The sequence below is a fragment of the Methylovorus sp. MP688 genome, from assembly GCF_000183115.1.
Lineage (GTDB): Bacteria > Pseudomonadota > Gammaproteobacteria > Burkholderiales > Methylophilaceae > Methylovorus > Methylovorus glucosotrophus.
Map to the genome: position 1 here is coordinate 1223353 of NC_014733.1, position 24545 is coordinate 1247897.

Below are 24545 nucleotides of genomic sequence, written 5' to 3' on the forward strand. Positions count from 1 at the left end.
GCAAGCATGGCCCGTTTTTTCATTAACCGCCCTATCTTTGCCTGGGTTATTGCCATTGTCATCATGCTGGCGGGTCTCGCCGCCATTGAGACCTTGCCCCTGGAGCAATACCCGGATATCGCGCCGCCGCGCGTTTCCATCAATGCCACTTACACCGGCGCCTCCGCCAAAACCATTGAAGACTCGGTCACCCAGATTATTGAGCAGTACATGAAGGGGATCGATAACCTGACCTACATGGCTTCGACCAGCAGTTCGAGCAGCGCCAGCGTGTCACTGACGTTTGATGCCGGCACCGACCCCGATGTGGCGCAGATGCAGGTGCAGAACAAGCTGCAACAGGCCTTGCCGCGCTTGCCGCAGATTGTGCAGAGCCTGGGCGTGACGGTGAACAAGACCGGCACCGATTTCCTGATGGTGATGTCGATCTACTCTGATGACCCCAAGGTCACTACCACCGATATTGGCGACTACATCAGCAGCAGCCTGCTGGATCAGATCAGCCGTGTGGATGGCGTGGGTGATGTGCAGACCATGGGCAGCGGGTACTCCATGCGCATCTGGCTGAACCCGGAAAAACTGCAGAAATACGCCTTGATCCCCTCGGACATTACCTCCGCCGTTGAGGCACAAAATACCGAGGTGTCATCCGGCCAGCTGGGGGCCTTGCCTGCCGTTGGCCAGCAGCAGCTCAATGCCACCATTACCGCGCGCAGCAAAATGCAAACGGTCGCGCAGTTCCGCAATATTGTGGTGAAAGCGGCGGCGGATGGCTCCGTGGTACATCTGGGCGATGTGGCGCGGGTCGAACTGGGCAGTGAGAATTACGCGATTGCCGGGCGGTATAACGGCAAACCTGCCGCAGGTATGGGCGTGAAGCTTGCATCGGGCGCCAATGCGCTCAAGACTTCCGAGGCCGTGCTAGCCAAAGTCAAAGAGCTGGAGCCTTATTTCCCCGCCAGCCTGAAACTCAAAACCGCGGTGACCTACGACACCACCCCGTTTGTGCGCATCTCCATCAAGGAAGTCGTCAAGTCGCTGTTCGAAGCGGTTCTGCTGGTGGTGCTCATCATGTACATCTTCCTGCAGAGCTGGCGCGCCACCATTATTCCTGCGGTGGCGGTGCCCGTGGTGCTGCTGGGGACGTTTGGCATTCTGGCGGCCTTTGGCTATTCCATTAACACGCTCACCATGTTTGGTCTGGTGCTGGCGATTGGCCTGTTGGTGGACGACGCAATCGTCGTGGTGGAAAACGTGGAGCGCGTGATGCGCGAGCAGGGGCTGTCGGCGCGCGAGGCTACCCGCAAATCCATGGATGAGATTACCGGCGCCCTGATCGGCATTGCCCTGGTGCTCTCTGCGGTATTTATCCCCATGGCCTTCTTTGGCGGCTCTACCGGGGTGATTTACCGTCAGTTTTCGATCACCATTGTGTCGGCCATGCTGCTATCGGTACTGGTCGCCCTGACCCTGACGCCTGCGCTCTGCGCCACGGTGCTCAAGCCAGGGGAGCACGCACCTCGCCGCGGATTTTTTGGCTGGTTTAACCGAAACTTTGACCGGGGCTCCAAGGCTTACCATGGTGGCGTGCAGGGCATCCTCAAGCGCAAGGCGCTCGCCATGCTGGTGTATGCGGCTATCGTCGGCGTGATGGCGGTGCTGTATGTACGCCTGCCCACTTCGTTTATCCCTACCGAAGACCAGGGCGTGCTGATGGCCCAGGTGCAATTGCCGGTGGGCGCTACTGACCAGCGCCTGCAAAAGGTGATGGATCAGGTACAGGAGTATTTGCTCAAAGAGCCCGATATTGTGGCGATCAATATTTTCACAGGCTTGGGCGTGAGTGGAAACAGCCAGAATACCGGGCGGATTTTCATACGCCTCAAAGACTGGGATGAACGCACAGGGCCGGGGCAAAGCGCTGCCGAAATTGCGGACAAAGCTACGCGTGCGCTGGGCAAGATACGCGATGCCACCATTTTTGTGACGCAGCCGCCGAGTGTGCGTGGCTTGGGCGCGAGCGCTGGCTTTACCGTAGAGCTGAAGGACCTGGGTGGGTTGGGCCACGAAGCTCTGGTGGCCGCACGCGATCAGTTCCTCAAAATGGCGCGCCAGGATCCGCTCATGACCCGCGTGCGCAGCAACGATCTCGATGACACGCCGCAATACAACGTGCAGATTGATGACCAGAAAACCGGCGCATTCAGCCTCAGCACCGGCAATATCAATGAAACGCTGGCGCTGGCGATGGGCGGCAGTTATGTCAATGACTTTATTGACCGCGGACGCGTCAAGCGCGTCTATATCATGGCGGACGCGCCTTACCGCATGCTGCCGGAGAATATCGGCCAGTGGTATGTGCGCAATGCGAATAACGACATGGTGCCATTCAGCTCATTTTCGCAGGGCAACTGGACCTATGGCTCGCCGCAGTTATCACGCTTTAATGGCATCTCGTCCATCGAGCTGGTGGGGGAGTCTTCCCCTGGCGCCAGCTCGGGTGACGTGATGGACAGCGTGGAAAACATGATGCAGCAAATGCCAACCGGCATAGGCTACGAATGGGCAGCCCAGTCCTATCAGGAGCGCTTGTCCGGCTCCCAGGCACCCATGCTGTATGCCGTGTCCGTGGTGTTCGTGTTTTTATGCCTGGCAGCGCTGTACGAGAGCTGGGCGGTGCCTTTCTCCGTCATGCTGGTCGTGCCGCTGGGGATACTTGGCGCCTTGCTGGCAACCACTCTGCGCGGATTGTCGGGCGATGTTTACTTCCAGGTGGGCTTGCTGACCACGGTGGGGCTGGCGGCAAAAAATGCCATCCTGATCGTGGAGTTTGCCAAGCACTTACAAGAGCAGGGGCTGAGCCTGATGGAGGCTACCCTGCAAGCCGTACAACAGCGCCTGCGGCCTATTCTGATGACATCGCTGGCCTTTATTTTTGGGGTGCTGCCACTGGCAGCCAGCAGTGGCGCAGGCGCCGCCAGCCGCCAGGCGATTGGCACCGGCGTATTGGGCGGTATGTTGACCGCCACCTTGTTGGGTATCTTTTTTGTTCCGCTGTTCTTTGTGCTGGTCAGGGGATGGTTCCCTTATAAAGCACCCGAGGCGGAAGCGACGGAGCAGAAATCATGAAATATTCCCTGATCACCCAGGCCGTGCTGGCGGCCATGCTGGCGGGTTGCGCGAGCATGGCGCCGGATTATCAGCGTCCGGCAGCGCCAGTGGCCGAGCAATGGCCGGCGCAAGCATCGAACCAGGGCACGCCAGCGGCGGATATCGGCTGGCGCGAGTTTTTGCTGGATAACCGTTTGCAGCAGCTGGTTGAGCTAGCCTTGCAAAACAACCGCGATCTGCGAGTGGCTGCCCTCAATATTGAGCAGGCGAGGGCAGAGTACCAGGTGCAGCGCGCTGACTTGTTCCCCACCGTGAATGTGATCGCCAGCCGCACGGCACAACTGGGTAGTGCGAGCAGTACCAGCAGCAGTACCAATGCGACGACCGGTACCGTGACTTCAAGCTCGGGCGGTTCGGTGGTGCAGAGCTATCGCGCCACCGTGGGCTTTAGCGCCTATGAGCTGGATTTCTGGGGCCGTATCCGCAGCCTGAATGAGCAGGCGCTGCAAAGCTTTTTTGCCACTGAAGAAGCCAGACGCAGCACGCATATTTCGCTGGTATCCGAAGTTGCCTCGGCATGGCTGACGCTGGCGGCGGATATGCAACGGCTGAAGCTTGCGCAAGATACCTTGCAAAGCCAGCAGGCCTCGTATGATCTCACCAAACAGGGCTTCGATATCGGCGTGTATTCTGCGCTGGAGCTGCGTCAGATTCAGATCAGCGTGGATACGGCGCGTGCTGATGTGGCCAATTATCGCAGCCAGGTGAAGCAGGACCAGAATGCGCTGGTGCTGCTGGTAGGCCAGCCAGTGCCGGAGAACCTGCTGCCGCAATCACAGCCTGATCAGGTCACTAGCGTGGCCGATTTGCCCGCAGGTATTCCTTCTGAAGTTTTGCAGCGGCGCCCGGATATCCTGCAAGCCGAACATAGCCTGCAGGCGGCCAATGCCAATATCGGTGCGGCACGGGCGGCGTTTTTCCCGACCATTACCTTGACCACCACGCTGGGTAGCGCCAGCAACCAGCTTTCCGGGCTGTTTGCCTCGGGCTCCAAGGTCTGGTCGTTTGCTCCGCAACTGACATTGCCGATCTTTGATGCCGGGCGTAACCGTTCAAAACTCAAGAGTGCCGAGGTGGCGCAGCAGATCACCGTGGCGCAGTATGAAAAAGCCATCCAGAGTGCTTTCAAGGAAGTCGCCGATGCACTGGCGATCCGCGAGAACCTGACCGAGCGGCTGCAAGCCCAGCAATCGCTGGTTGAAGCTTCGCAAGAAAGCTACAAGCTGTCCGATGCCCGTTTCCGTGGCGGGATTGATAGCTACCTGGCGGTGCTGGATGCTCAGCGGACGCTGTATTCTGCGCAGCAAACCCTGATCACCGTAAACCTGACAGCGCAAACCAATCAGGTGACGCTGTATAAAGTGCTGGGTGGCGGCTGGAACGAATCGACCCAAACCAATCCATAGTCGCTGAATCCCGATGGTGGCTTGATGCGAAAGGCAGGTCTGGAACAGATGCATGGCCAGACCTGCTTTCGGCACAGCCCGCTTGGGATGTGATTCAAGTCAGCGACGGTTGCATGCTACTATCGCAGACAACAGCGCTGTTTGTTTGCCCTCGCTTAAGATTGACCGCCGGATAACGCATGAAACTACCAGACCACCCATTAGAGCCCGAAATCAGCCCGATCGCGCGCGATGAATTCGCCATCATCTGCCAGTCCAATCTGCTCTCATATGTGGCGGGGTTTGTTGATGTGCTGGGGTTTGTCGCGCTATTTGGGCTGTTTACCAATCACGTGACGGGCAATATCGTGATGATCGGTGGCCTGCTCACCACCCATGCCGATGGCCTTATCCCCAAGCTGCTGGCGATCCCTGTGTTTGTGATGTGCGTCGCGCTGTGTCGCCTGGTGGTGCTGTACTACCAGCGCCGCGGTCAGCAATGCTGGCGCCTACTGTTTTGCACTCAAATGCTGTTTTTGCTGCTGTTTATGGTGATCGGCCTGTCTGCGCTGCCCATTACGGATCCGGATGCGCCCATGGCGATTCTCGCTGGCATGATGGGGGTGGCTGCCATGAGCATACAGAATGCGCAGGCGCGCCTCATCAACCCGGGCCAGGTGCCCACCACCATCATGACTGGCAATATCACCCAGGCCGTGATTGATATGGTCGATATCCTGAGTCGCGATGTCACGCATCGCGATACCGCGCTTAAACGCCTCAAGATCATTGGCCCCGCCATCTTTGCCTTTATGGCGGGCGTGGTAACAGGTGCTTATGCGTTTCTCTATGTCTCGTTTTACGCGCTGGTGGTGCCCTTGTTGCTGCTGGCTGGCCTGGTGTTGCACGCCTCTTTGCGCCGGGCATAAAAATACCTGGCAACGTTACCGCTGCCAGGTATAACCCCTTGCGGAGTATTTCGGCATGAAGTGAGAGAGGTCATGCCGCGTGATTCATACTACTCAGCCTCATCCGCAAACAGTATCGGGAGTTGTCCGAGATGCTTGTCAGTGTTTCGCCTAGGCTTGGGTTTTGCCGCGGGGCGAACGGCCGACTCCGCTACTGGCGGCAGATTGCCAGCCGCCTGCTCCAGCCATCGTGCCAATACCCGCACAATATACGCCTGCTGATCCGCCGTTAACGCCTTACCTTGGGCTATGCCATGCCACTCCGCCAGACAGCCGCGGCAACAGCACGCCGTGGCATGCTGCGCAATAAACACCGGATGCCCGCGAAACGGCGTTTGCTTGCCATCGCGTGCTGGCAAGGCTGCCGCCAACCGGTTCGCCACGATCTCCCCCGCGTGCTGCATTACCAGTGGCAAGCCCTTGTCACGCAAATACGCCTGCTCCTTGAGCCCAAGCTTGAACTGACGGCGAAAAGCCGACTGTTGCAAACGGTCAAACAGGGCATCCAGTGAGGGCATTTATCTACTCCGGCAAATAATGTGAGCGGGGACGCCAAGCCGATATTCAGCTTGTGCTGCGGGATTCAGCGATTAACGCGTATAATTGCACTCTTGCAAACCGAATGACAATCCCCATTGTCATAGTGTTGCAGATGCAAAACCAACAGGGGCCGACCAGGTTTCGACGTGGGTTGCAAAGCAGTGCAGGGCATACCGAGGCCTAGTCACCTCGTAAATAAACTAGAAAAAAGTATAGTCGCAAACGACGAAACTTACGCTTTAGCCGCTTAATCCCGGCTGAACGCTGCACCGAAGAGCCTCTCGGTCGGGCGGGGTAAAACCCGCAGCAGCGTCATATAGAGAGGATCGTGCGCTATTGGGTTACTTAATAACGCATTAAATCCAAGGTAACTCGCTTGATATTTGCTTGCTCGTTGGTGTGTATCAAGTTAAATCAAACAACACAGCTAAGTATGTAGAACTGTCTGTGGAGGGCTTGCGGACGGGGGTTCGATTCCCCCCGGCTCCACCATTTAAGGATGTATAGTAGTACAAAGCAATACAAAGTAAGATGACGTAAGATAAAAAGCCCAATGGTGTCAGCCACTTGGGCTTTTTTATTTTCTGATGAATTTAACCTCTTGCATTCATAGTGGATGAGCCTTGACGGTATTTTTTTACAGTATCTTCAAATCGATCATTTCGTATACTGTAAAAAAATACCGTCACTCTTAACGCGGGTGAATTTTTAAGTGCTTATCTGACCTTAAGCAAACCCTTCCATTGATGTAGATACCCCGGACTTTTAAGCACACGTCGCATCTGCCAATCCTGCCTGACGCCCTCAGCCGCGGTCTTAACCGTGCCCCGGCCATATTTGGCGTTCACCTTGTCGATCATCCCCATCAAACGATGGTTTTTACTGTCCTGCTGGCTGAAACCAAAAAGCTCGCGTTGCTGGCCGCCTTCTGCCACCAGCTCCATGAGCATGACGCCGCCTTTGAGGTAGTAAACGCCCGGTTGATAAACTTTACTCAGCAACCATAACGCCGCCTTGGTAATTTGCTGGGTACTGTTGGTGGGTGAGGGCAGGGCAATCATCTGCTGGCCGCAGTAATAAGGGGCTTCGTCATGCGGGCTATTCTGTATGAACACATACACGGCGTTGCCATAGAGCCCTTTTTTGCGCATGCGCTCGGCGGCATTGCCCGCGTGAAAGCTGATGGCGGCCTGAAGGTCTGTTAACGAATCAAGGCGATGCCCAAATGAGCGGGATGACATGACTTGATTGGCCTCGGGCACCATCTGGTCCAGCTCAAGCCATACTTCGCCATTCAACTCGCGCACCGTGCGTTCCAGCAGTACGCCAAATTTGTCACGGATACGTTTGGGGTCTGCATGTTTCAGCCGCAGCACGTTAGTGACCCCCACGGCATGTAACTGTCGTTCAAGGCGTTTACCTACTCCCCAAACCGTCGAAATTTCCAACGATGCAAGTAAGTGGTCAAGTTCAGGCACGCTCAAGCTGGTCAGGTCGCATACGCCATCCCATCCAGGCTGTTTTTTTGCGCAGTGGTTGGCCAATTTGGCCAGAGTCTTGGAGTGACCAAATCCAATGCAAATAGGTAAGCCGGTCCATTGCCTGACGGTGTGTTTGATCTTATGACCATACACACTGAGATCGCGCTTGATACCAGTCATATCCATAAACGATTCGTCGATAGAGTACACCTCGACTCGGGGGCTGAAATGCCTGAGCGTCTGCACAAAGCGATTGCTCATCGCCCCGTATAACTCGTAATTGGACGAGAAAGCGATAGTGCCAATTTTCTCGGCGGCCTCTTTTACCTCAAACCAGGGACGGCACATATACAGCGCAAGCGCGGCCTTGGCTTCCTTGCTTTGTGCAATCACACAGCCATCGTTATTCGATAGCACCACCACCGGCTTGCCTTCCAGCTCGGGCCTGAATACCTTTTCGCAAGAGGCATAAAACGAGTTGGCATCCGCGAGCGCATACACCGATTTAAGTGGCTGCGGTAATGACATAGGTCACCACTCCCCAGATCATCAGCTCCTGCCCTTCAGTCAGCGTAATCGGCGCATACGCCGGATTCTCCGATAGTAGTTTTACCATCCCGGCATGTTTATAAAGCCGCTTCACCATCAACTCCCCATCCAGCAATACCACGACAATGCTTGAAGAGCGAGGCTTGAGCGCGCGATTTACCACCAGAATCGAGCCTGGATAAATGCCCACGCCAGTCATGGAATCCCCGGTTACCCGGGTTAAGAACGTAGCAGGTGGGTTGGTAATCAGCTGCTTGTTCAGGTCAATCTCGGCTATCTCGTAATCCTGTGCCGGAGAAGGAAAGCGGGATTGCCCGGCCGAAACGGAAATATCGTAAAAAGGCAAAGGGATATGGAATAAATCCTGATCGCTGGCGGTAGGGGTGGTTTTCATGGCTGGCGAATTGTACAATCGTACAGTGGATGCTAACAATCAGCGATGGTAGTGTCCAGCTTAATAACAATGAATAACGACAATCGTTTTACAATTTATCCAAAAGGGGAGCTTCATGAAAAAACAAATCACCCACATTTCACCTGTTCAAACCGCCAAAGTGCTGGCCTTGCTTTACTTTATGCTCAGCATTCCGTTTGTTGTGTTTATGGTGTTAAGCCTTTGGGGTATGCCATCTGAGCAACGGCCTCCAGTATTTTTCTTTGTATTTCTTCCCTTGTTTTATCTCGTGTTTGGGTTCATTTCCACCGCTATTGGCGCCTGGGGCTATAACTTGGTGGCTAAATGGATAGGTGGGATTGAGTACACATCTAGCGAACCATCTGCTTCGTAGTTGTTTAAAAAAGAAAAATTATATGAGTGAAATAGTATTTATATTGGGGGCAGGTGCTTCTAGAGACTGTGGGGCACCGCTTATGAATGATTTTCTAGATACAGCTTCAAGACTTCTTAGTACAAATGAGGTTGGAAATAAAAAAGAACATTTTGAACGCGTTTTCCGGGCAATTTCATCTTTACAATCAGTTCACTCAAAAGCGCAAATAGATCTTAATAATATTGAATCAATTTTTACAGCCCTGGAAATTGCTAATGTACTTCAAAAACTTCCTGGTTTTGAACCTGAGGAAATACCATTAACGATTGCTTCACTTAAAGAATTAATTGTCGTTACTCTTGAAAATACCATTAAATTTCCCACTGATGGATCGTATATTTTAGCTTCAAAAAGCTATGATTCTTTTACTAAATTAATAGAATATATAAAAAAAGATGCCAATCCCATAAAGGACTGCTCAATCATCACTTTTAATTATGACATTGCATTAGATGTTGCAATGTATAGAAATGGTTTTGGGCCTGTTTATGGGTTTGGACCAGTGGAAAAGGCTCAATATCCAACTAAATTATTAAAACTGCATGGCTCACTTAATTGGGCAGTCAGATCTGATACGAATGCCGTTGAAACCTTAACTATGCGTGAATATTTTTCTTCATATCGATTTCAAGGATATGATGGAAATTCATATTGTCGTTTACCAATAGGAAGTCAGCTCAAAGAATATTACAAAAAAACGAATATTAAAGTTAATGATGAGCCCGTAATAGTACCTCCAGCATGGAATAAAGCCGATTATCATCATTCACTTTCAACTATTTGGAGTACATCTGCTAAAGAGTTAGAAGAGGCGGAGTATATTTTCATTATTGGCTACTCCCTCCCTGAAACAGATGCTTTTTTCAGACTATTATATGGGCTAGGGACAGTAGGGGTTAAACCTTTAAAGAAAATTATTGTTTATAACCCAGATGAAACTGGAATTATAGAAAATAGATTTAGAGATATGATGGGGCCCGGGGCACTTGCTAGATTTGAGTATAGGCCATTAACTTTTGCAGACTCAATCTCCGATATTAAGAGTTTTTTCCCTGGACGAAGGCATTAGGCACAAAGTCATCATTCCTCATTACTTGTAGTAATGTAATTTGAATACACACTGCTCCTTTTGGGAATGGTACAACTGCGGACTCCATGTAACTAAAAATCTGTAATTGATAGACCATCAAAATGGAAGTAAGGAAAATATGCCCCCTGTATTAGGAACAATCATTATTTATGCTCGAAATATACAAGCTAGCGCGGCTTTCTACAGCAAATATTTCGGCTTCCATACAAGCGGGGAGGTGATTGATGGCTTAATCGAGCTTATCAATCCTCGCGGCGGTGCCAGTATATTAATTCATCAAGCTGCCAAGTCGGTTAAGCTTGGGCAGGCTGGGCTTAAGCTTTCTTTTGACGTGGAAGACATAAACGATTTCATTTTAAGTGCGCGAGTGAACGGGCTGGAGTTTGGATCTATACATGAAGCTAATGGGTATAGTTTTGCCAATGTCAAAGACCCAGATGGTAATTCGGTCAGCATCTCAAGCCGTAAATTTCGGAATACAGCTTAAGGATAAGGAGGCGTGAGGTGGTAGACCTCAATGACGGAAGCGTTGATATGCCGCCTGGGGGGGGGCGCCTGACTGTTATGTTTGATTCTATAGATTGCCCCTGTCGATAGCTCAACATTCGCTGACATGACATTCGGCCCCGTCCTATATCCGGTGAATGGTATTGCATGATTAATCAAGAGTCGACTGGATGAAGGGAGAGGGGCAATGGAACTCGAAAACTGGCAGCGCCTTCATGAGCAATGGGCAACCTCAAAATTAGTGCTAGATGAATATCAAGACTCTATCGATCAGGAGGTTGAGCTGGTACTAATGGGCAAGAGTCGAGGACCCACAAATGCAATGAAGATTGGCTTGGTTCAGCAACGGAAACTTGAGGCGGGCCTAAGGAATGAACTAGACCATTTCTTGGATGGATGCTTTGATCTGGATGTTATGAACTAGAAACGTTGATCATAAGGGGAGTCATGAAGCATTCATTGATAACCGTTTTCTTCCTGTGCTGCTCTTGCTCCCACACGCCCCCGCCTTCAGAAGAGGAGGTGAGGGCGTTGCTGGCTAAACAAATTCCGCAGCCAAACCTTGTTCATGAAAGCGATCTTGAGAACTTTCATTGCTATGTTTCAGAAGCTGATGAAGCGGACTACGAGTGTGAGTTCGTCCTTGCTGGTGTGAAGCATAAACACTTTTACGTTAGAGTTGGTGGCAAGTGGAAGGCGGTCTATGAGTGAGGTTAAGAAAAAAAATGCAGAATAAGTTTTAAAGTAGTTGGAATCAAAATATTTTTAGCTAAAGCAATATAGATAAAGGTCACTAGATAATATCCTAGAGTGCCAACGCTACCTGCGACAGAAAGGCGTTTTAAACCTTTCGGGGAAAGGAGCATGGTCCAAAGAAATGGAAGTCCGACAATGCTTGAAGCTGCAAAAGCGCTAGCGAAGGCTGGGTCGATACATGCTGATATGAGTATGACCAGAGCGCAGGCAGCTAAAAGCCAGTATCCTAAATTGTCTTTGCGCTCGAGAGAGATGTTAAGGCTGTTGGGTTCAAGTTTCACTCTAAATTCCTAAAGACATTAATAAAACAATTAGGATGAAAAATGGTCAAGAAACTCATAATTACTGTGATCATATGTTTGGTAGTCATTTTGTCAGTTATTTTGATTAGAGGACAGCTTCAGATTGACCGCTGCTTGGACTCTGGAGGACGTTGGAGTTATGAGCGTAAAATGTGTGGGAATTAGGCGACCGCAAAATGAGTGAACCTGAGAAAGGAATTTTCCCGCGTATACTCGCAAGTTACATGGAAATGATCTAACTGATGAACTTGAGCAAGTTCCAGATGCTTGGGGTAACATTGGGGGTAACTACCATTATTTAAATGATTAAAATGGCTTAAATATTGGGTTTCAGGCATTTGTTCAGTTGCCCCCGGCCCATTTAAGAATGTATAGTAGTCTAAAGCAGTACAAAGCAAGATGACGTAAGATAAAAAGCCCAATGGTGTCAGCTGCTTGAGATTTTTTATTGCCTGATGGGGTTTAATGGTTTTTATTGACAGTGCATAAATTTTGACGGTAGAAAATGAGGCTATTAGGTTACTGCTTGCAGGCAATAAGTACGTTCACGATTTTGATATTCTATGTCATTCCTATATTGATGCTGCCGTTTGTAAATGAGCTTCCTTACTTGCACTATTTAACATTCTGGCAACGAACACAAGTTTCATTTTTGATTTTTATAATAAGCTATTTTTTGATGTGGTTAGGAGCCACCTCTAAAAACAGAAAGGCTTCTGCAAGAATGGGGTCGGGCATAAAAAATCAAATAGGAAAATGGCTTGGTTTTTGTTATTTTATATTTTCCGGTGCGTTGTTTAATGCAAATGTAATGGGTTTGCTAGTACTTCATACGGTGCCGACTCAACCATATCTTGAAGAGATGTGCATAGATAAAGTTAAATATCAAGGCAAAAAATCAAAATCTATTTATTTGACTTTGCATTCAGAAGCTAATGGGGAAACTTATTATTTGACGCTTGCGGAAAAATTATTTATTTACCCGAGATTCGAGGCGGGTGACAAAATGATTCTTAAAGGCCAGCAAAATATTTTTGGGGTTTATGTTGAAAAGTTTGATCTGGGGCCGGTGTGAAATAATGGCATTAACTAATGCAATAACTGCAAGTCAATTCTGCAAATACTGACGCATATCTCTTGTTTAATAATGTCATCATGCGGTGTTTAACTCGTTACGATGCTTAGGTAAAACACTGAATGACCGGTTGTGAGGTAGTTAACTTGCTATATCAGGCACTTCCATTCCTTTCTTGACTGCAAAAATGACCAATAATCCATTATTCACCCGATGCTCATGGGCCGAAGGCGACCCGCTGATGCAAACCTACCACGACACGGAATGGGCGATCCCCATCCATGACTCACGTTTGTTGTGGGAAACGCTGATGCTGGAGGGTTTTCAGGCCGGGTTGTCATGGATTACGGTGTTGCGCAAGCGGGAGGCTTTTCGCCAGGCGTTTGCCAACTTTGATCCTGTGAAGGTCGCTGGTTTCGGGGAGAGTGACATTCTGCGATTGATGGCGGACCCTGGCATTATCCGCGCCCGGGCCAAGATTGAGGCGACGATTCGGGGAGCGCAGATTTACTGTGAAATGGAAAACCGTGGGGAAAGCTTCCGTGATTTTTGCTGGTCGTTCACGGATGGCAAGGTAATCGAGAGCGATGGTCAAAGCTGGGTGGCGAATTCCCCGCTCTCCGAGCGCATCTCAAAGGAATTCAAGAAAAGGGGCTTAAAATTCGTGGGGCCGACGATTGTATATGCCTGGATGCAAGCCGTCGGTATTGTGAATGATCATGCGGCTGACTGTTTTTGTCGTAGTAGGAAAACCCCGTAACATCTGATTAATGTCGGCCTCCACCTTCACTGAACTATATGTCCCCCGCACACTCAGCTTTGCTGATTTCTCCATCCGCGTCTCTTACACTCGCCCCAGCTAGCCTCGAATACCTTACCCGCTATTAATGTTCATAGCGTAGCGCTCTATTGGTTAACTCTCGCTCAATGGCGCAGGGCGCTATCCGCTGATCCATCATGCGGATTGGTCTTTCCCCTTCGCCAGTCCGCCCGCATTTCATCAAATTGTCATAAATAGTTCATCTAAGGTTTATCTGTAAATTGACGATAAGTAGTTGATCCTTTTAATTTCTGTACGTCAATCCTACCTATTAGAGGTTGCATATGCTCTCCAAACTACAGAATTTTCGTGTGGGTACCAGGCTATCCATAGGCTTTGTCGTCATCATGACATTAATGATTGGCAGCTCAGTGTTCGCTGTGCTGCAGGTGAATGATGTAAGCCGAACATGGGAAAGTTTTGAGTCCATCACCTTGCAAAAGCGCGATGCCATCGACACTGCCTCTAAAGGCCTCGCAGACGGGGTGCATTATTTTAAAAATTACGTTCTGCGCGGCGGGGAGTACGCGGATAAATTTGCGCAGAGCATGGCGAATATTGAAAAAGGCATGGAAAGCTACAAGCACCTGGGTGCCATGTCAGACGAAGAGTCTCTCTTGCTGGAAAAGATCTCAAAGGGTGTGGCGGATTACAAGGCGGCACAGGCGCAGGTCATGCAGCTGAAGCTTGCGGGGACGGATATTGTTACGCTGGATAAATCCGTCAAAGGCGCTGACAAATCGGTGAATGCTGCGCTCGCGGAGCTGCTGGAGCTTAATCATCGTAATACTTCGATTGCTTCAGCCCATATGAAAGCGACGGTAAGTGCCGCCATCAAGTGGGTGATCATATTGTCGGTGATTATATTAATCATGGGGTTCTTGATCGCCTGGATCCTCACCCATTCCATTACCAAGCCATTAAACAAAGCTCTGCAAATGGCAAAAAACATTTCGCATGGCCAATTGGAAGAAACTTCCATTCCGGTGCATCGCGATGAAACGGGACAGCTGCTGATCGAGATGCAGTCTATGGCCAGAACAATTAACACGTTCATCTCGGATGTTCAGCAAATGTCTTTTGCGCACAAGGCTGGCGACATTGATGTGCATGTCGCGGCGGAAAAGTTTCAAGGCGCTTACCAGGCCATGGTCGCAGGGGTGAACAATATGGTCGCCGATCATATTGACCTCAATCGTCGGGCACTCAAGGTGGTGCTGGAGTTTGGTGAGGGAAATTTCAACGCGCCATTAGAGCTCTTCCCCGGGAAGCAAGCCTTTATAAATGACACGATTGAGCAGGTGCGCAATAACCTCAAACACCTGATTGTCGATGTTGATACCCTGGCAAAAGCCGCCCAGGAAGGTAATCTTTCTGTACGCGTGGATGCCGCGAAGCATCAGGGAGATTTCAAGCGGATTGTGGATGGGTTCAACCATACACTGGATGCCGTGATCGGGCCGTTGAATCTGGCCGCCCAATATATCGACGATCTATCCAAGGGAAGTATTCCCAAGAAGATTGATCAATCCTTCCATGGGGATTTCGAGCGCCTGAAACTCAATATCAACCAGTGCATAGATGCCATCAACGGCCTGGTTGAAGATGCATCATTACTGGCGGCCAGCGCTGCTGAGGGTAATTTGGCGATTAGAGCCGATGCTCAGAAACACTTTGGCGAATATAGAAAAATTGTCGATGGCGTTAACGCCACTCTGGACGGGGTGGTCGGCCCATTGAATATTGCCGCCTCCTACATCAGCCAGATATCACAAGGCTCAATACCCAAGTCGATTAATGAGGAATTTAAAGGGGATTTCAACATCATTAAATCCAATTTGAATACCTGTATTCTCGCCATTAATCGCCTTATTCAGGACACCAAAGTATTGGTCGATGCCGCTGAGGATGGCCGCATTTATGTGAGGGCGGATACTCGCCAGCATGAAGGGGATTTCAAGAAAATTGTGGAGGGAATTAACCAAACCCTGCAATTAATTGCGGACCCGATAGTTGTCGTGAAGCTGGCTGCCGAAACCATCAATCAAGGCGCCAGCGAAATATCCAACGGAAACAATGACCTCTCTCAACGCACGGAAGAGCAGGCCAGCTCGCTGGAAGAAACCGCCAGCAGCATGGAAGAGCTGGCCTCTACGGTAAAGCAGAATGCCGACAACGCAAGGCACGCCAACGAACTTGCCAATGAAGCCTCCAATATCGCGGTCAAGGGCGGCGAGGCCATGAGCGAAGTGATTAACACCATGAGCGACATTAACTCCAGCGCGCACCAGATTGAAGAAATTATCAGTGTTATTAATGGCATTTCATTTCAAACCAATATCCTCGCATTGAATGCAGCGGTGGAAGCGGCACGGGCCGGGGAAAATGGCCGAGGCTTTGCCGTGGTCGCAGAAGAAGTTCGTAACCTGGCACAACGTTCATCTACCGCCGCAAAAGAAATTAAAGAGCTTATAACGGCCTCGGTTTCGAAAACGATTGATGGGACAAGACAAGTGGAAGCCGCGGGAAAGACGATAGATGAAACCGTGACTGCGTTTAAACGCGTGGCACAGATTATTGCCGAAATTGCAGCGGCATCCGCTGAGCAGAGCTCCGGTATCAATCAAGTCAATAACGCGATTACATTGATGGATCAGGTCACGCAGCAAAATGCCGCGTTAGTTGAAGAAGCTGCAGCTGCCGCCGAATCCTTAATGGAGCAAGCGGATAATCTGGTTGGCGCCGTCTTGAAATTCAAGACTGATCCAGCTCAGTCTTCCAATGTGCGTCAATTGAGTTTCACTGCGGGATAATCTTGATCGGAATGCTCTAAATTCCATCATTCTTACACACTAATTAAATAGTTTTTTACGCAAAAATCCCGTTATTTTTTGCATGCCTCTAAAGGCATTCAGCGGGATTTTTCAGGTGGCAACAGCTCGACTGTATTCAATTCGCACGTTGAATAACTAAAAGTATTCCAAATCCTCAATAAAAGTCGAAGCATCAGTATCCATGCTGCTTTTCTTTTTCCTCGAACATTAAGGATGACTGGTTTTTACAGAGTATTTATCTGTAAGCATCAGATTTAAAACATTTTTTATCGAACATATCCCTTTGGGGTAATGTTTGCTTTTCCTCTTCATGTGCATCATCTGCATTGTCTCCACCATTCGTGGCAGGACGCATCCCTTCCGTGCGGTTTCATAGACTGAGTTTATCGACAAAAGCGTCGGTGATCCGATGAGTATCGCCACCGATAGGCTGAAGTGTTTGTAAACCTGCCGCTCATCTCGGTAAAAACACTCGCGAATATCAGGTTGGTCAGGCGCTGTATTTTGACTTGAAAGTCATTGTCGGATTAGCGGTCCTGCAGTGGAGGGGAACACGCGTTACAAGATGCGCTAGTGCCGAAGACATATCGGTGTTTATTAGAATTTTTAACTTAATGGTCAAGCGATGAATGAAGACATAGTAGCTTCTGAGGATGGTGTTTCTGCCCTGGGTGAACGTAGCGGCATCGATGATTTAGGGATGGGTTTACGCGATACCAGCACTCAACTGCATTTTGAGGCCGGTCCAAATTACGATGACCGTTTAGCTGCTGTATTGCGGGCTACTGAAGAAGGACGGAATGCGTTTCTGGAGGCAGCTTCTATTTTGCTTCGCGCATTGGCTGAAATCCCCAATGAACTTAATCATCAGGCGATGAATGGATTGCATGAGTTGCTCAGGCAGGAAATTCAGTTGTTCACTCGCTTATGTGAGCAGGCGAACCTTCGCCGCGATCAGATGCTGGCGGTACGCTACGCTCTCTGTACAGCCCTGGATGAGGCGGTGAATCTACGCAGCTTGAATGAGGCTGGTCAGGAAAATCCGGTTGCATGGACAACGCAGGCCTTGCTTAACGAGTTTCATGGGGATGGAGAAGGCGGACGTAAGGTATTTCTTCTGATTGGTCGCCTGGCAAACGCTCCTCAAGAGCATGTCCACGTCCTGGAGGTCATCCACCATCTTTTAAGTTTAGGGTTTATGGGGGACTACCGGGTACAAGCTGATGGACATCGGCTGATTGAGTCTATCCGTCATCGACTTTATACCCTGGTAGCTTCAAGTCGTGAGCCAGTTCCTCGTGAGCTATCGCCCCATTGGCGTGGGGCGCCTCAGGGAAAGTTTCGCTTATTGCGCTCCATTCCCGTTTGGGTCTCAGCCAGCGTATTGCTACTCGTGCTTTTTGGGCAATTCGTTTGGTACAAATATCACTTGCTTAATCTTTCTGAAAATCTGCAGAAACGCATCTCTGCTATTTATTTGATGGAGCCAGCCCACTCCAGCTTGCGGCTATCTGAGCTTCTTGCTACTGAAATCGCCCAGGGGAAAGTACGGGTGGAAGAAGATTCCGCTCATGCCATTGTCGTGTTTAAAGGCGATGGGATGTTTTCAGGTGGTCTGGCCATGCTTAGTCCGGCCACTCGTGAAATTGTCGAGAAAGTAGGGCGAGCGGTGGCTGATGTGCAAGGCCGTGTGCGCGTCGTTGGACATAGTGATAACCAGAAACTATCCGGCAAAAATCCTGAATTCAAAAACAATCAAATCCTTTCCGAAAAGCGGGCCCAAGCGGTTGTGCAAGTAATGACGGAAATGGGGGTCGATAACTCACGCATTGAGGTCGCAGGGATGGGAGACACCCAGCCAATTACCTCCAACAGTACGGCCTCGGGTCGGGCCAAAAATCGTCGAGTCGAGATTGAGGTGTTTTTTGCGCCAGCCTCCGTCACTCCCAAAGCCCAATAACAGGAAAATATCATGCAAGAGTTCTTCAATTCTCCGATCCTGAAGTCATTTCTGGCTTTCTTGGCATTTGCGCTCGTGGGGGTGGCTATTTGGTTTCTGGGGCCATTGCTCGCCTTTGGGGAAATGTACCCATTGTCTTCTGCTGCCATGCGGATCACCGTTATTTTGCTGCTGGGCATACTGGTGGTTCTGACTTTATTGGAGTGGCCTAAAAGTCCTGTAGCTGTTGCTGTATTGCTTTTGAGCGTATGGCATGCCGGGCCTTTGCTTTCTATTGGTCATGTCAACCCTCTTGCTCCCGTAAGTGTCAGGGTGACAGTCATATTGGTTATCCTGCTTTTGTATGGCATTTGGGCTTTGTATTCTCTGTGGCAATTAATGCGCAACGATGAAGCCTTCGCGCGAAAGATGCTACCGAATCACGAGGGTAAGCATATCCCCGCAAAGAATGAAATAAAAGCCATCGGCCAACTGGCCCGCAAGGCCGTTTCCCAATTAAAAATGATGCACATAAGCATGGCGGGAAATACCGGCTCATTCTGGCGCACCTTGCGCAGAGTGGTAGAGGGTAAGCGTTACCTTTATGAATTACCCTGGTACATGATTATTGGTAATCCTGGTGCAGGCAAGACCACGGTTTTGCTTAACTCAGGTCTGAGTTTTCCCAGTTCAGAGCAACCGGAGGCTGTTAGTGCAAAACAAACGCTGGCAAACAATACTGGCACCCAGCATTGTGTCTGGTGGTTTACCAATGATGCGGTATTGATCGATACATCAGGGCGCTACACGGATCAGAATGACGGTAAGTCAGCTGCCTTGGCTGCATCTTCAACGACTGCTTCGCAAGTCAACATTGCAGAAAAGTCAGAGGAAACTGATTCTGATCAAGATGATAAGAAAAAAAAGGCGCAAAAGAAAAAACCTGAAGAGCCTAATTTTTCACCACAAGAAAAAAACCGGGCAGAGTGGCTGGGATTTCTTGGCGTCTTGCGACAAACACGCAGTCGTGCGCCTGTAAATGGTGCTTTATTAGTCGTGGATGTGGCTGAGCTGCTCTCATCGGATAGCTCACAGCGGATGGCGCATGCCGCCAATCTTCGGGCGAGACTTGCAGAGTTGCGGCATGAGCTGGGAATACGTTTCCCCGTGTATGTGCTTTTGACAAAATCGGACACGCTTTCAGGGTTCAGTGAGTATTTCAGTAGTTTGACCAGCGAGGGACGCGCTCAGGTATGGGGGTTCACTTTGCCATGGCAGGAAACAAAGTCCGGTTCATTTACCTCTCGCAAAAAGAGTGCTGTATCTGGAGGTCAGCAGGCTCCTGCAGTATCGCAGTTGCTGGAGCAGGAGTTAGGGCATTTGCATCAGCGCCTGAAGGATGGGGTTGCTTTGCGCTTGCAAGAAGAGTTTGAATTGGATCGACGTCAGGCGCTTTATATGCTGCCGCATGAATTTTCCGCATTGCAACCACCACTGATTGAACTGCTGGACGCGGTGTTTTCTGATTCGCGTTTTGATACTACACAGCTGACGCATATGCTGAGAGGCGTTTATCTCACCAGCGCCATGCAGAATATGTCTCCAGATGTTGTGGCAGATCATCGCGCATTAATCCCACGTTTGCAAAAGGCTCTTTCCAACATAACCCGGAAAATCTCAGGTAAGCAGCAACCTGAGTCAGGCATGCGCGCAAATGCAGTCACTGGGATGCGTAGCTACTTCATTGCGGATGCCCTGATACGTGTTGTTTTCCCTGAAGCGCACTTGGTTAAGCCGAATCTTAAGTGGGAGGCGAGATTACGGCTGCTACGCTTGGTGGGCCATGCACTGGTCCTGATGATATTTTTCTGGTTAACGCTAGGTTTGATGGGTAGCTATGAGCGTAATCATGACTATCTTGCAGCTATCAGTACAAAAACGGATTCGCTGGCGAAGGAGGTTGGACAACTGCTTGGTAAGGCAGATGTTTCCAAAGTAAACGATGTGCTGACCGAGAGCCGGTTGTTACCTCAATTCCATGATCTTGATTTATCCGACCCATCTATTGCTTACCTTTACGGGCTTTATGCCGCTGAACCAATCAAAGAGCGTGCCGATCTTGTATATGTCCATTTGCGAGTGCATTAGCCGATGAGGCTAAAGAGCCAACAAAGTTAACTATGAAGATCGAGGTTTCTTCAGATGTTAATCCAGATCAGAGTGGGAGAGCTTCGCCGATTAAAGTCCGGATATATGAGTTAAAAGATACATCATCTTTTATGGATGCCGATTATTTTACTCTTGATAGCTCCGATAAAACATTACTGGCAAGCGATATGCTTGCCAAAGACGAATTCATCTTAAAACCTGGTGAATCAAGAATAATCGAACGAGATAGTAAATCGCAAACAGTCGCTGTGGGTGTTTTGGCTGGTTATCGCGAACTCGAAAAGGTAACCTGGCGTGCTATTTACAAGCTAAAGGAAGCGCCAGAACAAGCTTGGTATCGAAAGCTTATTCCATCAAACAAAGCCAAACTAAATATTCAGATGATGCCCCAAGGCGTCATTCTTGTCGAACAATAGCTCTCTGGTCAGAGGGTGTTTATCAGAAAACATAATCATGTCCTGGACAAACAAAGTGGTGTGGAGTGAGGGGCTGTTTCTGCGTCCTCAGTTGTTTCAGCAGCAAGAGCGATACCTTGAGACATTCAGTCATAAACGGTGTCAGCCATTATCACCTTTTTATTGGGGATTCAGTCACTATGATATCGACAATGAAGCATTGACGTTGGGCAAGCTTGTGCTTGCGAAAGCGAGCGGGATTTATGCTGACGGTACACCATTTGATGTACCAGTTCAGACACCAACACCAGCTCCTTTGACCATATTGCAGGAGCATTTGGGACAAACTATTTATTTGGCACTTCCTATCCGTGTTCCAAACGGTGAGGAGACATCGTTTGACGATATGAATGGCTCTGTTGCTCGAAATTCGGTTTTTGATACGGAGTTGACGGACTCCAACTCAATTGGGCAGGGACCAAAAACTGTACAGTTGGGCTATTTGCGGCTCAAGCTAATTCCACAGAAGGAGCTTACCAGTGCGTGGATGGGCTTGCCGCTGGCCCGCGTTATTTCTCTTAGGGCTGATGGTAGCGCCGAATTAGAGACTGAATTAATACCCCCAATTAATATTTATGGTGCGAGCGAAATGCTCACGCAATGGCTCGTGCAATTACATGGAACTACCCGGCAGCGGGCTGAACAACTTGCGCAGCGGCTTAGCGGGAGTGCGGGAACCGGCGCAACGCAAGCTGCAGAAGTGAGTGACTTTTTGCTCTTGCAAATTCTCAATTGCTATGAACCCCAATTAGCCCATTTGCTCAGGGTAAAAGAAAGTTCTCCAGAGCATATATATACAATACTGCGTAGCATGGCTGGCGAATTGTCAACGTTCATACACGTACAAACCCGTCGTCCACGGGATTTGCCCCCGTATAACCATATTGATCCTTATGGCACATTCAAGGCGCTTGTCGAAGAAACGCGGGAGTTGCTGAATAATCTGCTTATCAGAAGCGCCCAAAGTATTGAGCTGATACAAAAGCCAAATGGAATGTATCTAGCCAGTCTGGATCCTGCCGAAATTTCAAGTTTCAGCAATATTGTGTTAGCAGTGACTGCCAATATGCCCGCAGAGTTGCTGGCTAAGCAATTTACTGCGCATGGAAAGCTTGCTCCTGCCGATCGACTGCCGGAGCTGGTTCATTTGCATCTCCCAGGGATCGCATTGCGAGTACTCCCTGTACCTCCGCGTCAAATACCGTTCAATGCAGGATATGTCTATTTTCAGGTAGATGCACAAGGATCGCTTTGGGAGCACATGCAAAAACATGGTGGTATTGGATTGCATGTTGCAACCCGTTTACCTGACTTGCGGATGGAATTGTGGGGGATACGGTAATGTCGCGCAGGTTTATTGTGGTGGGGGATCCAACAGATCATGATGGCAAGGTGATCAGTGGCTCGCCAACGCACACCATCTCCGGAAAACCGGTGGCAAGGCTAGGGGATAAAGTGGATTGCCCTAAAAAATATCCCGATGGGTCTCCTCACGGCGTTAATGCTATTGTCGAAGGGGAGCCGAACTGTTTGATTGATGGGGTCCCGGCGGCACTGGAGGGCCATAAGTCAGAATGCGGATGTCGTCTTCTGGCTACCGTCAGTGCTTTCTATGGAGGTGAAGGTGGCACTCTTGATTCAAAAATTATGAATGTAAAAAAAGAGAAAATTTCCTCATCCACATTAAAAGCCAATAGGTTAAACGAAGACAAAGAGTCATTGAAAGATCCTAATGTCAAAGCGTTTCTTGACGCAATTTCCGAAGCCGAAGGTGGGGATTATTATTTTAAATATGGCGCAATAAAAGGTAAGGTGAATGATAAATGGAGGTTCACAGATGACTCAACTCATCCAGGAGCTGGATTTGATGGAAAAACCACAGCAGCAGGGCGTTATCAGATTAACTATGCAACATGGGAAGATATGGGTGGTAGAGTTGGCTTGAGTAATTTTTCCCCGGAGACCCAAGATGTTATTGCTGTCGAGATTCTTCGATCAATAAAAGTGATAGACTCGATAAAAAAAGGTGATTTGGACACTGCATTATCAGCTGCTTCTAAACGATGGTCTGCTTTGCCACAAGGAAAAAATTTACCTGGAAGATTTAAAGGACAACCTTACATGTCCTATGAGAATTTTTCTGAAATATTTAACCAAAGAGTGGATTTTTATAAAAAAAACAATACAAGAGAGTAAATTATGAAAATATTATCTTTCTTTTTGATTTTTTTTAGTTTGATAGATTCCTCTTACTCCTCTTCTTTTTCAAATGAAAATTTATCGAGTCCTGTTGGTTCATATTTTTTAAATGAAAGAAATCGTCTTTTGTCTAAAGGTTGGCAACCGAAGAGAATGCATAGAGTAAACGAATATGATTACATTGGGTTTGAGAAATATATTGTAAATAAAAAATTTTATGAGCTTGAGAGTTGTTCTGTAGATAACAAAAGCTTTTGTATATTCAACTACGTTAAAGGTGATAAGTGCTTGCGTATTACAACAGAAGGGGAGGAGTTTAGATCACTCAGGGTAATTAGCATAAGTAGTGAGTGTGCGCCTGATGATGCTCTTTAAGTAATTCGCACTTGATAAATTAATCGCCATTTTATTTGCATACTCATCTCATCGCGTCACCACCGACGCCCACTGATCTCGCATCAATTGGCTATCCAGGCGGCCATCTAGCCAGCTTTGGTAGGCGTTGTTGTCAAACAGCACTAACTCAATCACGGGAAACTCTTCCGCCAGGGCGGCCATGGCCATGCAGTGGGGTTTCCATTGCACGGCGGTGGCGTCTTGTTGTGTGAGCCAGTCGGTTTCGGTGCCGTAGTAGGTTAGGGTGAGTGACTCGGGCATGCCTTGCACGTTGCAGATGTGTAGAAGTTGGCCACGGGCTTCTTCAATCAGCTGGCGTTTGTAGCTGACGAGCTTGCGCAGGGTATTTTCTATTTCGTCGGGGATAGGCTGGGCGTTGCTTTCCCAGTTTTTCCATGTGGCGAGGGGGACGGCGGCGACCATGTAGGCGGCTTCTTGCGGGGTGTAGCCTAGTGAGAGGCGGAGTGCTTGTAGGGTGGTTCCGTTCATGGGGTGATTTTACCTTGTTGCGTGGGCGAATCAGGCTTTTTTGTTGGGGTGATGTTGAGTTGTCATTAAAGTGACGCAAAACTGTAACGCATGCCTGTCGCGCCTTGCTATAGACTTGAGCCCTTGAATTTATGATGTAAATCGGGGGTAGTTATGAAGATGAGTAGTCCGGAGTATTTGGAGCAGGCCAAAAAGCTGAGTGCGGAAGAGCAGGAGCGTTTGCTTTCCAGAATGGCAGGTAAGTTGCCGCGCCGTCTGCAAAAAGACAAGCTCAGCAAGGAAGAGGCCCTGGCGATTCAGCTGGAAATCGAGGACGAGCAACTGCATGAGTGGCGTGCACGCATGCATGCCATCAAGGCTAAAAGCAAGGCGGATGCCGAGCCCAAGGTGAAAGCCAAGTCGTCCAAGCAGGCAGTGGAAGAAGCGCCTGCTGCCGTCAAAGCAGCGGTCAAGAAGGCCGTGGCTGAGAAAGAGGCGGTAACGCCTGCGGCACAAAAAGCAGAATCGCCAGCGAAAAAGCCTGCCAGCAAGAAGAAAACATTAAGTTAATGCGGATTGCCTGAGTATCACTGTTAGACCCGATGCCGCGT

General features: G+C 49.3%; 23 protein-coding genes and 1 other RNA gene. 19 read left to right on the top strand and 5 right to left on the bottom strand.

The features are described 5' to 3' along the window. Positions 1-6: 6 nt before the first annotated feature. From MPQ_RS05970 to MPQ_RS05980, 3 genes are all read left to right on the top strand, one after another. Positions 7-3129 (top strand): efflux RND transporter permease subunit, encoded by a 3123-nt coding sequence (locus MPQ_RS05970; protein ID WP_013442006.1) that lies wholly within the window; start codon positions 7-9, stop codon positions 3127-3129. Continuing rightward, positions 3126-4577: an AdeC/AdeK/OprM family multidrug efflux complex outer membrane factor gene (gene adeC / locus MPQ_RS05975; RefSeq protein ID WP_013442007.1), complete on the top strand. Its 1452-nt coding sequence runs from the start codon at positions 3126-3128 to the stop codon at positions 4575-4577. Before MPQ_RS05970 ends, adeC begins: the two co-directional genes overlap by 4 nt. Before the next feature lie 179 nt (positions 4578-4756). Next, on the top strand, positions 4757-5485 hold the full coding sequence (locus tag MPQ_RS05980) for a YoaK family protein (RefSeq protein WP_013442008.1): 729 nt from the start codon (positions 4757-4759) through the stop codon (positions 5483-5485). An 89-nt stretch (positions 5486-5574) separates the two neighbouring features. On the opposite strand, the gene MPQ_RS05985 is transcribed toward MPQ_RS05980, so the two are convergent. After that, the gene (locus tag MPQ_RS05985; RefSeq protein WP_013442009.1) at positions 5575-6042 is read right to left on the bottom strand and encodes a DUF4186 domain-containing protein; all 468 of its coding nucleotides are present in this window, start codon (positions 6040-6042) and stop codon (positions 5575-5577) included. A 148-nt stretch (positions 6043-6190) separates the two neighbouring features. Between MPQ_RS05985 and ssrA the strand changes: the two genes are divergently transcribed. After that, positions 6191-6556, top strand: a transfer-messenger RNA (tmRNA) gene (gene ssrA / locus MPQ_RS13690). A gap of 224 nt (positions 6557-6780) precedes the next feature. On the opposite strand, the gene umuC is transcribed toward ssrA, so the two are convergent. Both umuC and MPQ_RS05995 read right to left on the bottom strand, forming a co-directional pair. Next, a complete protein-coding gene (umuC, locus tag MPQ_RS05990) occupies positions 6781-8073 on the bottom strand; it encodes a translesion error-prone DNA polymerase V subunit UmuC (protein WP_013442010.1) in 1293 nt (430 codons plus the stop codon). Next, the gene (locus tag MPQ_RS05995) at positions 8051-8488 is read right to left on the bottom strand and encodes a LexA family transcriptional regulator (RefSeq protein ID WP_013442011.1); all 438 of its coding nucleotides are present in this window, start codon (positions 8486-8488) and stop codon (positions 8051-8053) included. Before MPQ_RS05995 ends, umuC begins: the two co-directional genes overlap by 23 nt. 115 nt (positions 8489-8603) lie before the next feature. Between MPQ_RS05995 and MPQ_RS06000 the strand changes: the two genes are divergently transcribed. The 5 genes from MPQ_RS06000 (at position 8604) to MPQ_RS06015 (ending at position 11232) form a co-directional block, all read left to right on the top strand. Then, positions 8604-8882 (top strand): hypothetical protein, encoded by a 279-nt coding sequence (locus tag MPQ_RS06000; protein WP_013442012.1) that lies wholly within the window; start codon positions 8604-8606, stop codon positions 8880-8882. 22 nt (positions 8883-8904) lie between these two features. Next, complete coding sequence (locus tag MPQ_RS13870; RefSeq protein ID WP_148225263.1) at positions 8905-9993, top strand: hypothetical protein; 1089 nt, start codon at positions 8905-8907, stop codon at positions 9991-9993. Between the two features lie 139 nt (positions 9994-10132). After that, positions 10133-10501: a VOC family protein gene (locus tag MPQ_RS06005; RefSeq protein WP_041362106.1), complete on the top strand. Its 369-nt coding sequence runs from the start codon at positions 10133-10135 to the stop codon at positions 10499-10501. A 207-nt stretch (positions 10502-10708) separates the two neighbouring features. Beyond that, positions 10709-10945, top strand: a complete 237-nt coding sequence (locus tag MPQ_RS06010) for a hypothetical protein (RefSeq protein WP_041362108.1) — start codon at positions 10709-10711, stop codon at positions 10943-10945. A 23-nt stretch (positions 10946-10968) separates the two neighbouring features. Beyond that, positions 10969-11232, top strand: coding sequence for a hypothetical protein (locus MPQ_RS06015; protein ID WP_148225264.1), 264 nt, complete (start codon positions 10969-10971; stop codon positions 11230-11232). A gap of 2 nt (positions 11233-11234) precedes the next feature. On the opposite strand, the gene MPQ_RS06020 is transcribed toward MPQ_RS06015, so the two are convergent. Beyond that, complete coding sequence (locus MPQ_RS06020) at positions 11235-11558, bottom strand: hypothetical protein (RefSeq protein ID WP_041362112.1); 324 nt, start codon at positions 11556-11558, stop codon at positions 11235-11237. Between the two features lie 601 nt (positions 11559-12159). Between MPQ_RS06020 and MPQ_RS06025 the strand changes: the two genes are divergently transcribed. The 9 genes from MPQ_RS06025 to MPQ_RS13875 all read left to right on the top strand — a co-directional run bounded on the left by MPQ_RS06025 (position 12160) and on the right by MPQ_RS13875 (position 23445). Further along, entirely contained in the window at positions 12160-12654 is a 495-nt protein-coding gene (locus tag MPQ_RS06025; RefSeq protein ID WP_148225265.1) for a hypothetical protein, read from the top strand. 187 nt (positions 12655-12841) lie between these two features. Next, positions 12842-13414 (top strand): DNA-3-methyladenine glycosylase I, encoded by a 573-nt coding sequence (locus tag MPQ_RS06030; RefSeq protein WP_013442015.1) that lies wholly within the window; start codon positions 12842-12844, stop codon positions 13412-13414. 344 nt (positions 13415-13758) lie between these two features. Beyond that, positions 13759-16287, top strand: coding sequence for a methyl-accepting chemotaxis protein (locus tag MPQ_RS06035; RefSeq protein ID WP_013442016.1), 2529 nt, complete (start codon positions 13759-13761; stop codon positions 16285-16287). A gap of 646 nt (positions 16288-16933) precedes the next feature. After that, complete coding sequence (gene tssL / locus MPQ_RS06040) at positions 16934-18268, top strand: type VI secretion system protein TssL, long form (protein ID WP_013442017.1); 1335 nt, start codon at positions 16934-16936, stop codon at positions 18266-18268. A gap of 12 nt (positions 18269-18280) precedes the next feature. After that, complete coding sequence (locus tag MPQ_RS06045) at positions 18281-20395, top strand: type VI secretion protein IcmF/TssM N-terminal domain-containing protein (protein ID WP_013442018.1); 2115 nt, start codon at positions 18281-18283, stop codon at positions 20393-20395. Next, the gene (gene tssJ / locus MPQ_RS13560) at positions 20371-20832 is read left to right on the top strand and encodes a type VI secretion system lipoprotein TssJ (RefSeq protein ID WP_304412117.1); all 462 of its coding nucleotides are present in this window, start codon (positions 20371-20373) and stop codon (positions 20830-20832) included. Before MPQ_RS06045 ends, tssJ begins: the two co-directional genes overlap by 25 nt. Before the next feature lie 37 nt (positions 20833-20869). Further along, a complete protein-coding gene (gene tssK / locus MPQ_RS06055; RefSeq protein WP_041362658.1) occupies positions 20870-22213 on the top strand; it encodes a type VI secretion system baseplate subunit TssK in 1344 nt (447 codons plus the stop codon). Next, a complete protein-coding gene (locus MPQ_RS13985; RefSeq protein WP_202944352.1) occupies positions 22213-23067 on the top strand; it encodes a PAAR domain-containing protein in 855 nt (284 codons plus the stop codon). Before tssK ends, MPQ_RS13985 begins: the two co-directional genes overlap by 1 nt. A gap of 3 nt (positions 23068-23070) precedes the next feature. Beyond that, complete coding sequence (locus MPQ_RS13875) at positions 23071-23445, top strand: hypothetical protein (protein WP_148225266.1); 375 nt, start codon at positions 23071-23073, stop codon at positions 23443-23445. A gap of 48 nt (positions 23446-23493) precedes the next feature. Here the strand turns inward: MPQ_RS13875 and MPQ_RS06070 are convergent, their stop codons facing one another. Further along, positions 23494-23955, bottom strand: coding sequence for a YdiL family protein (locus MPQ_RS06070; RefSeq protein ID WP_041362115.1), 462 nt, complete (start codon positions 23953-23955; stop codon positions 23494-23496). A gap of 153 nt (positions 23956-24108) precedes the next feature. Between MPQ_RS06070 and MPQ_RS14280 the strand changes: the two genes are divergently transcribed. Continuing rightward, positions 24109-24504, top strand: a complete 396-nt coding sequence (locus MPQ_RS14280) for a hypothetical protein (protein ID WP_015829921.1) — start codon at positions 24109-24111, stop codon at positions 24502-24504. Positions 24505-24545 lie beyond the last annotated feature (41 nt).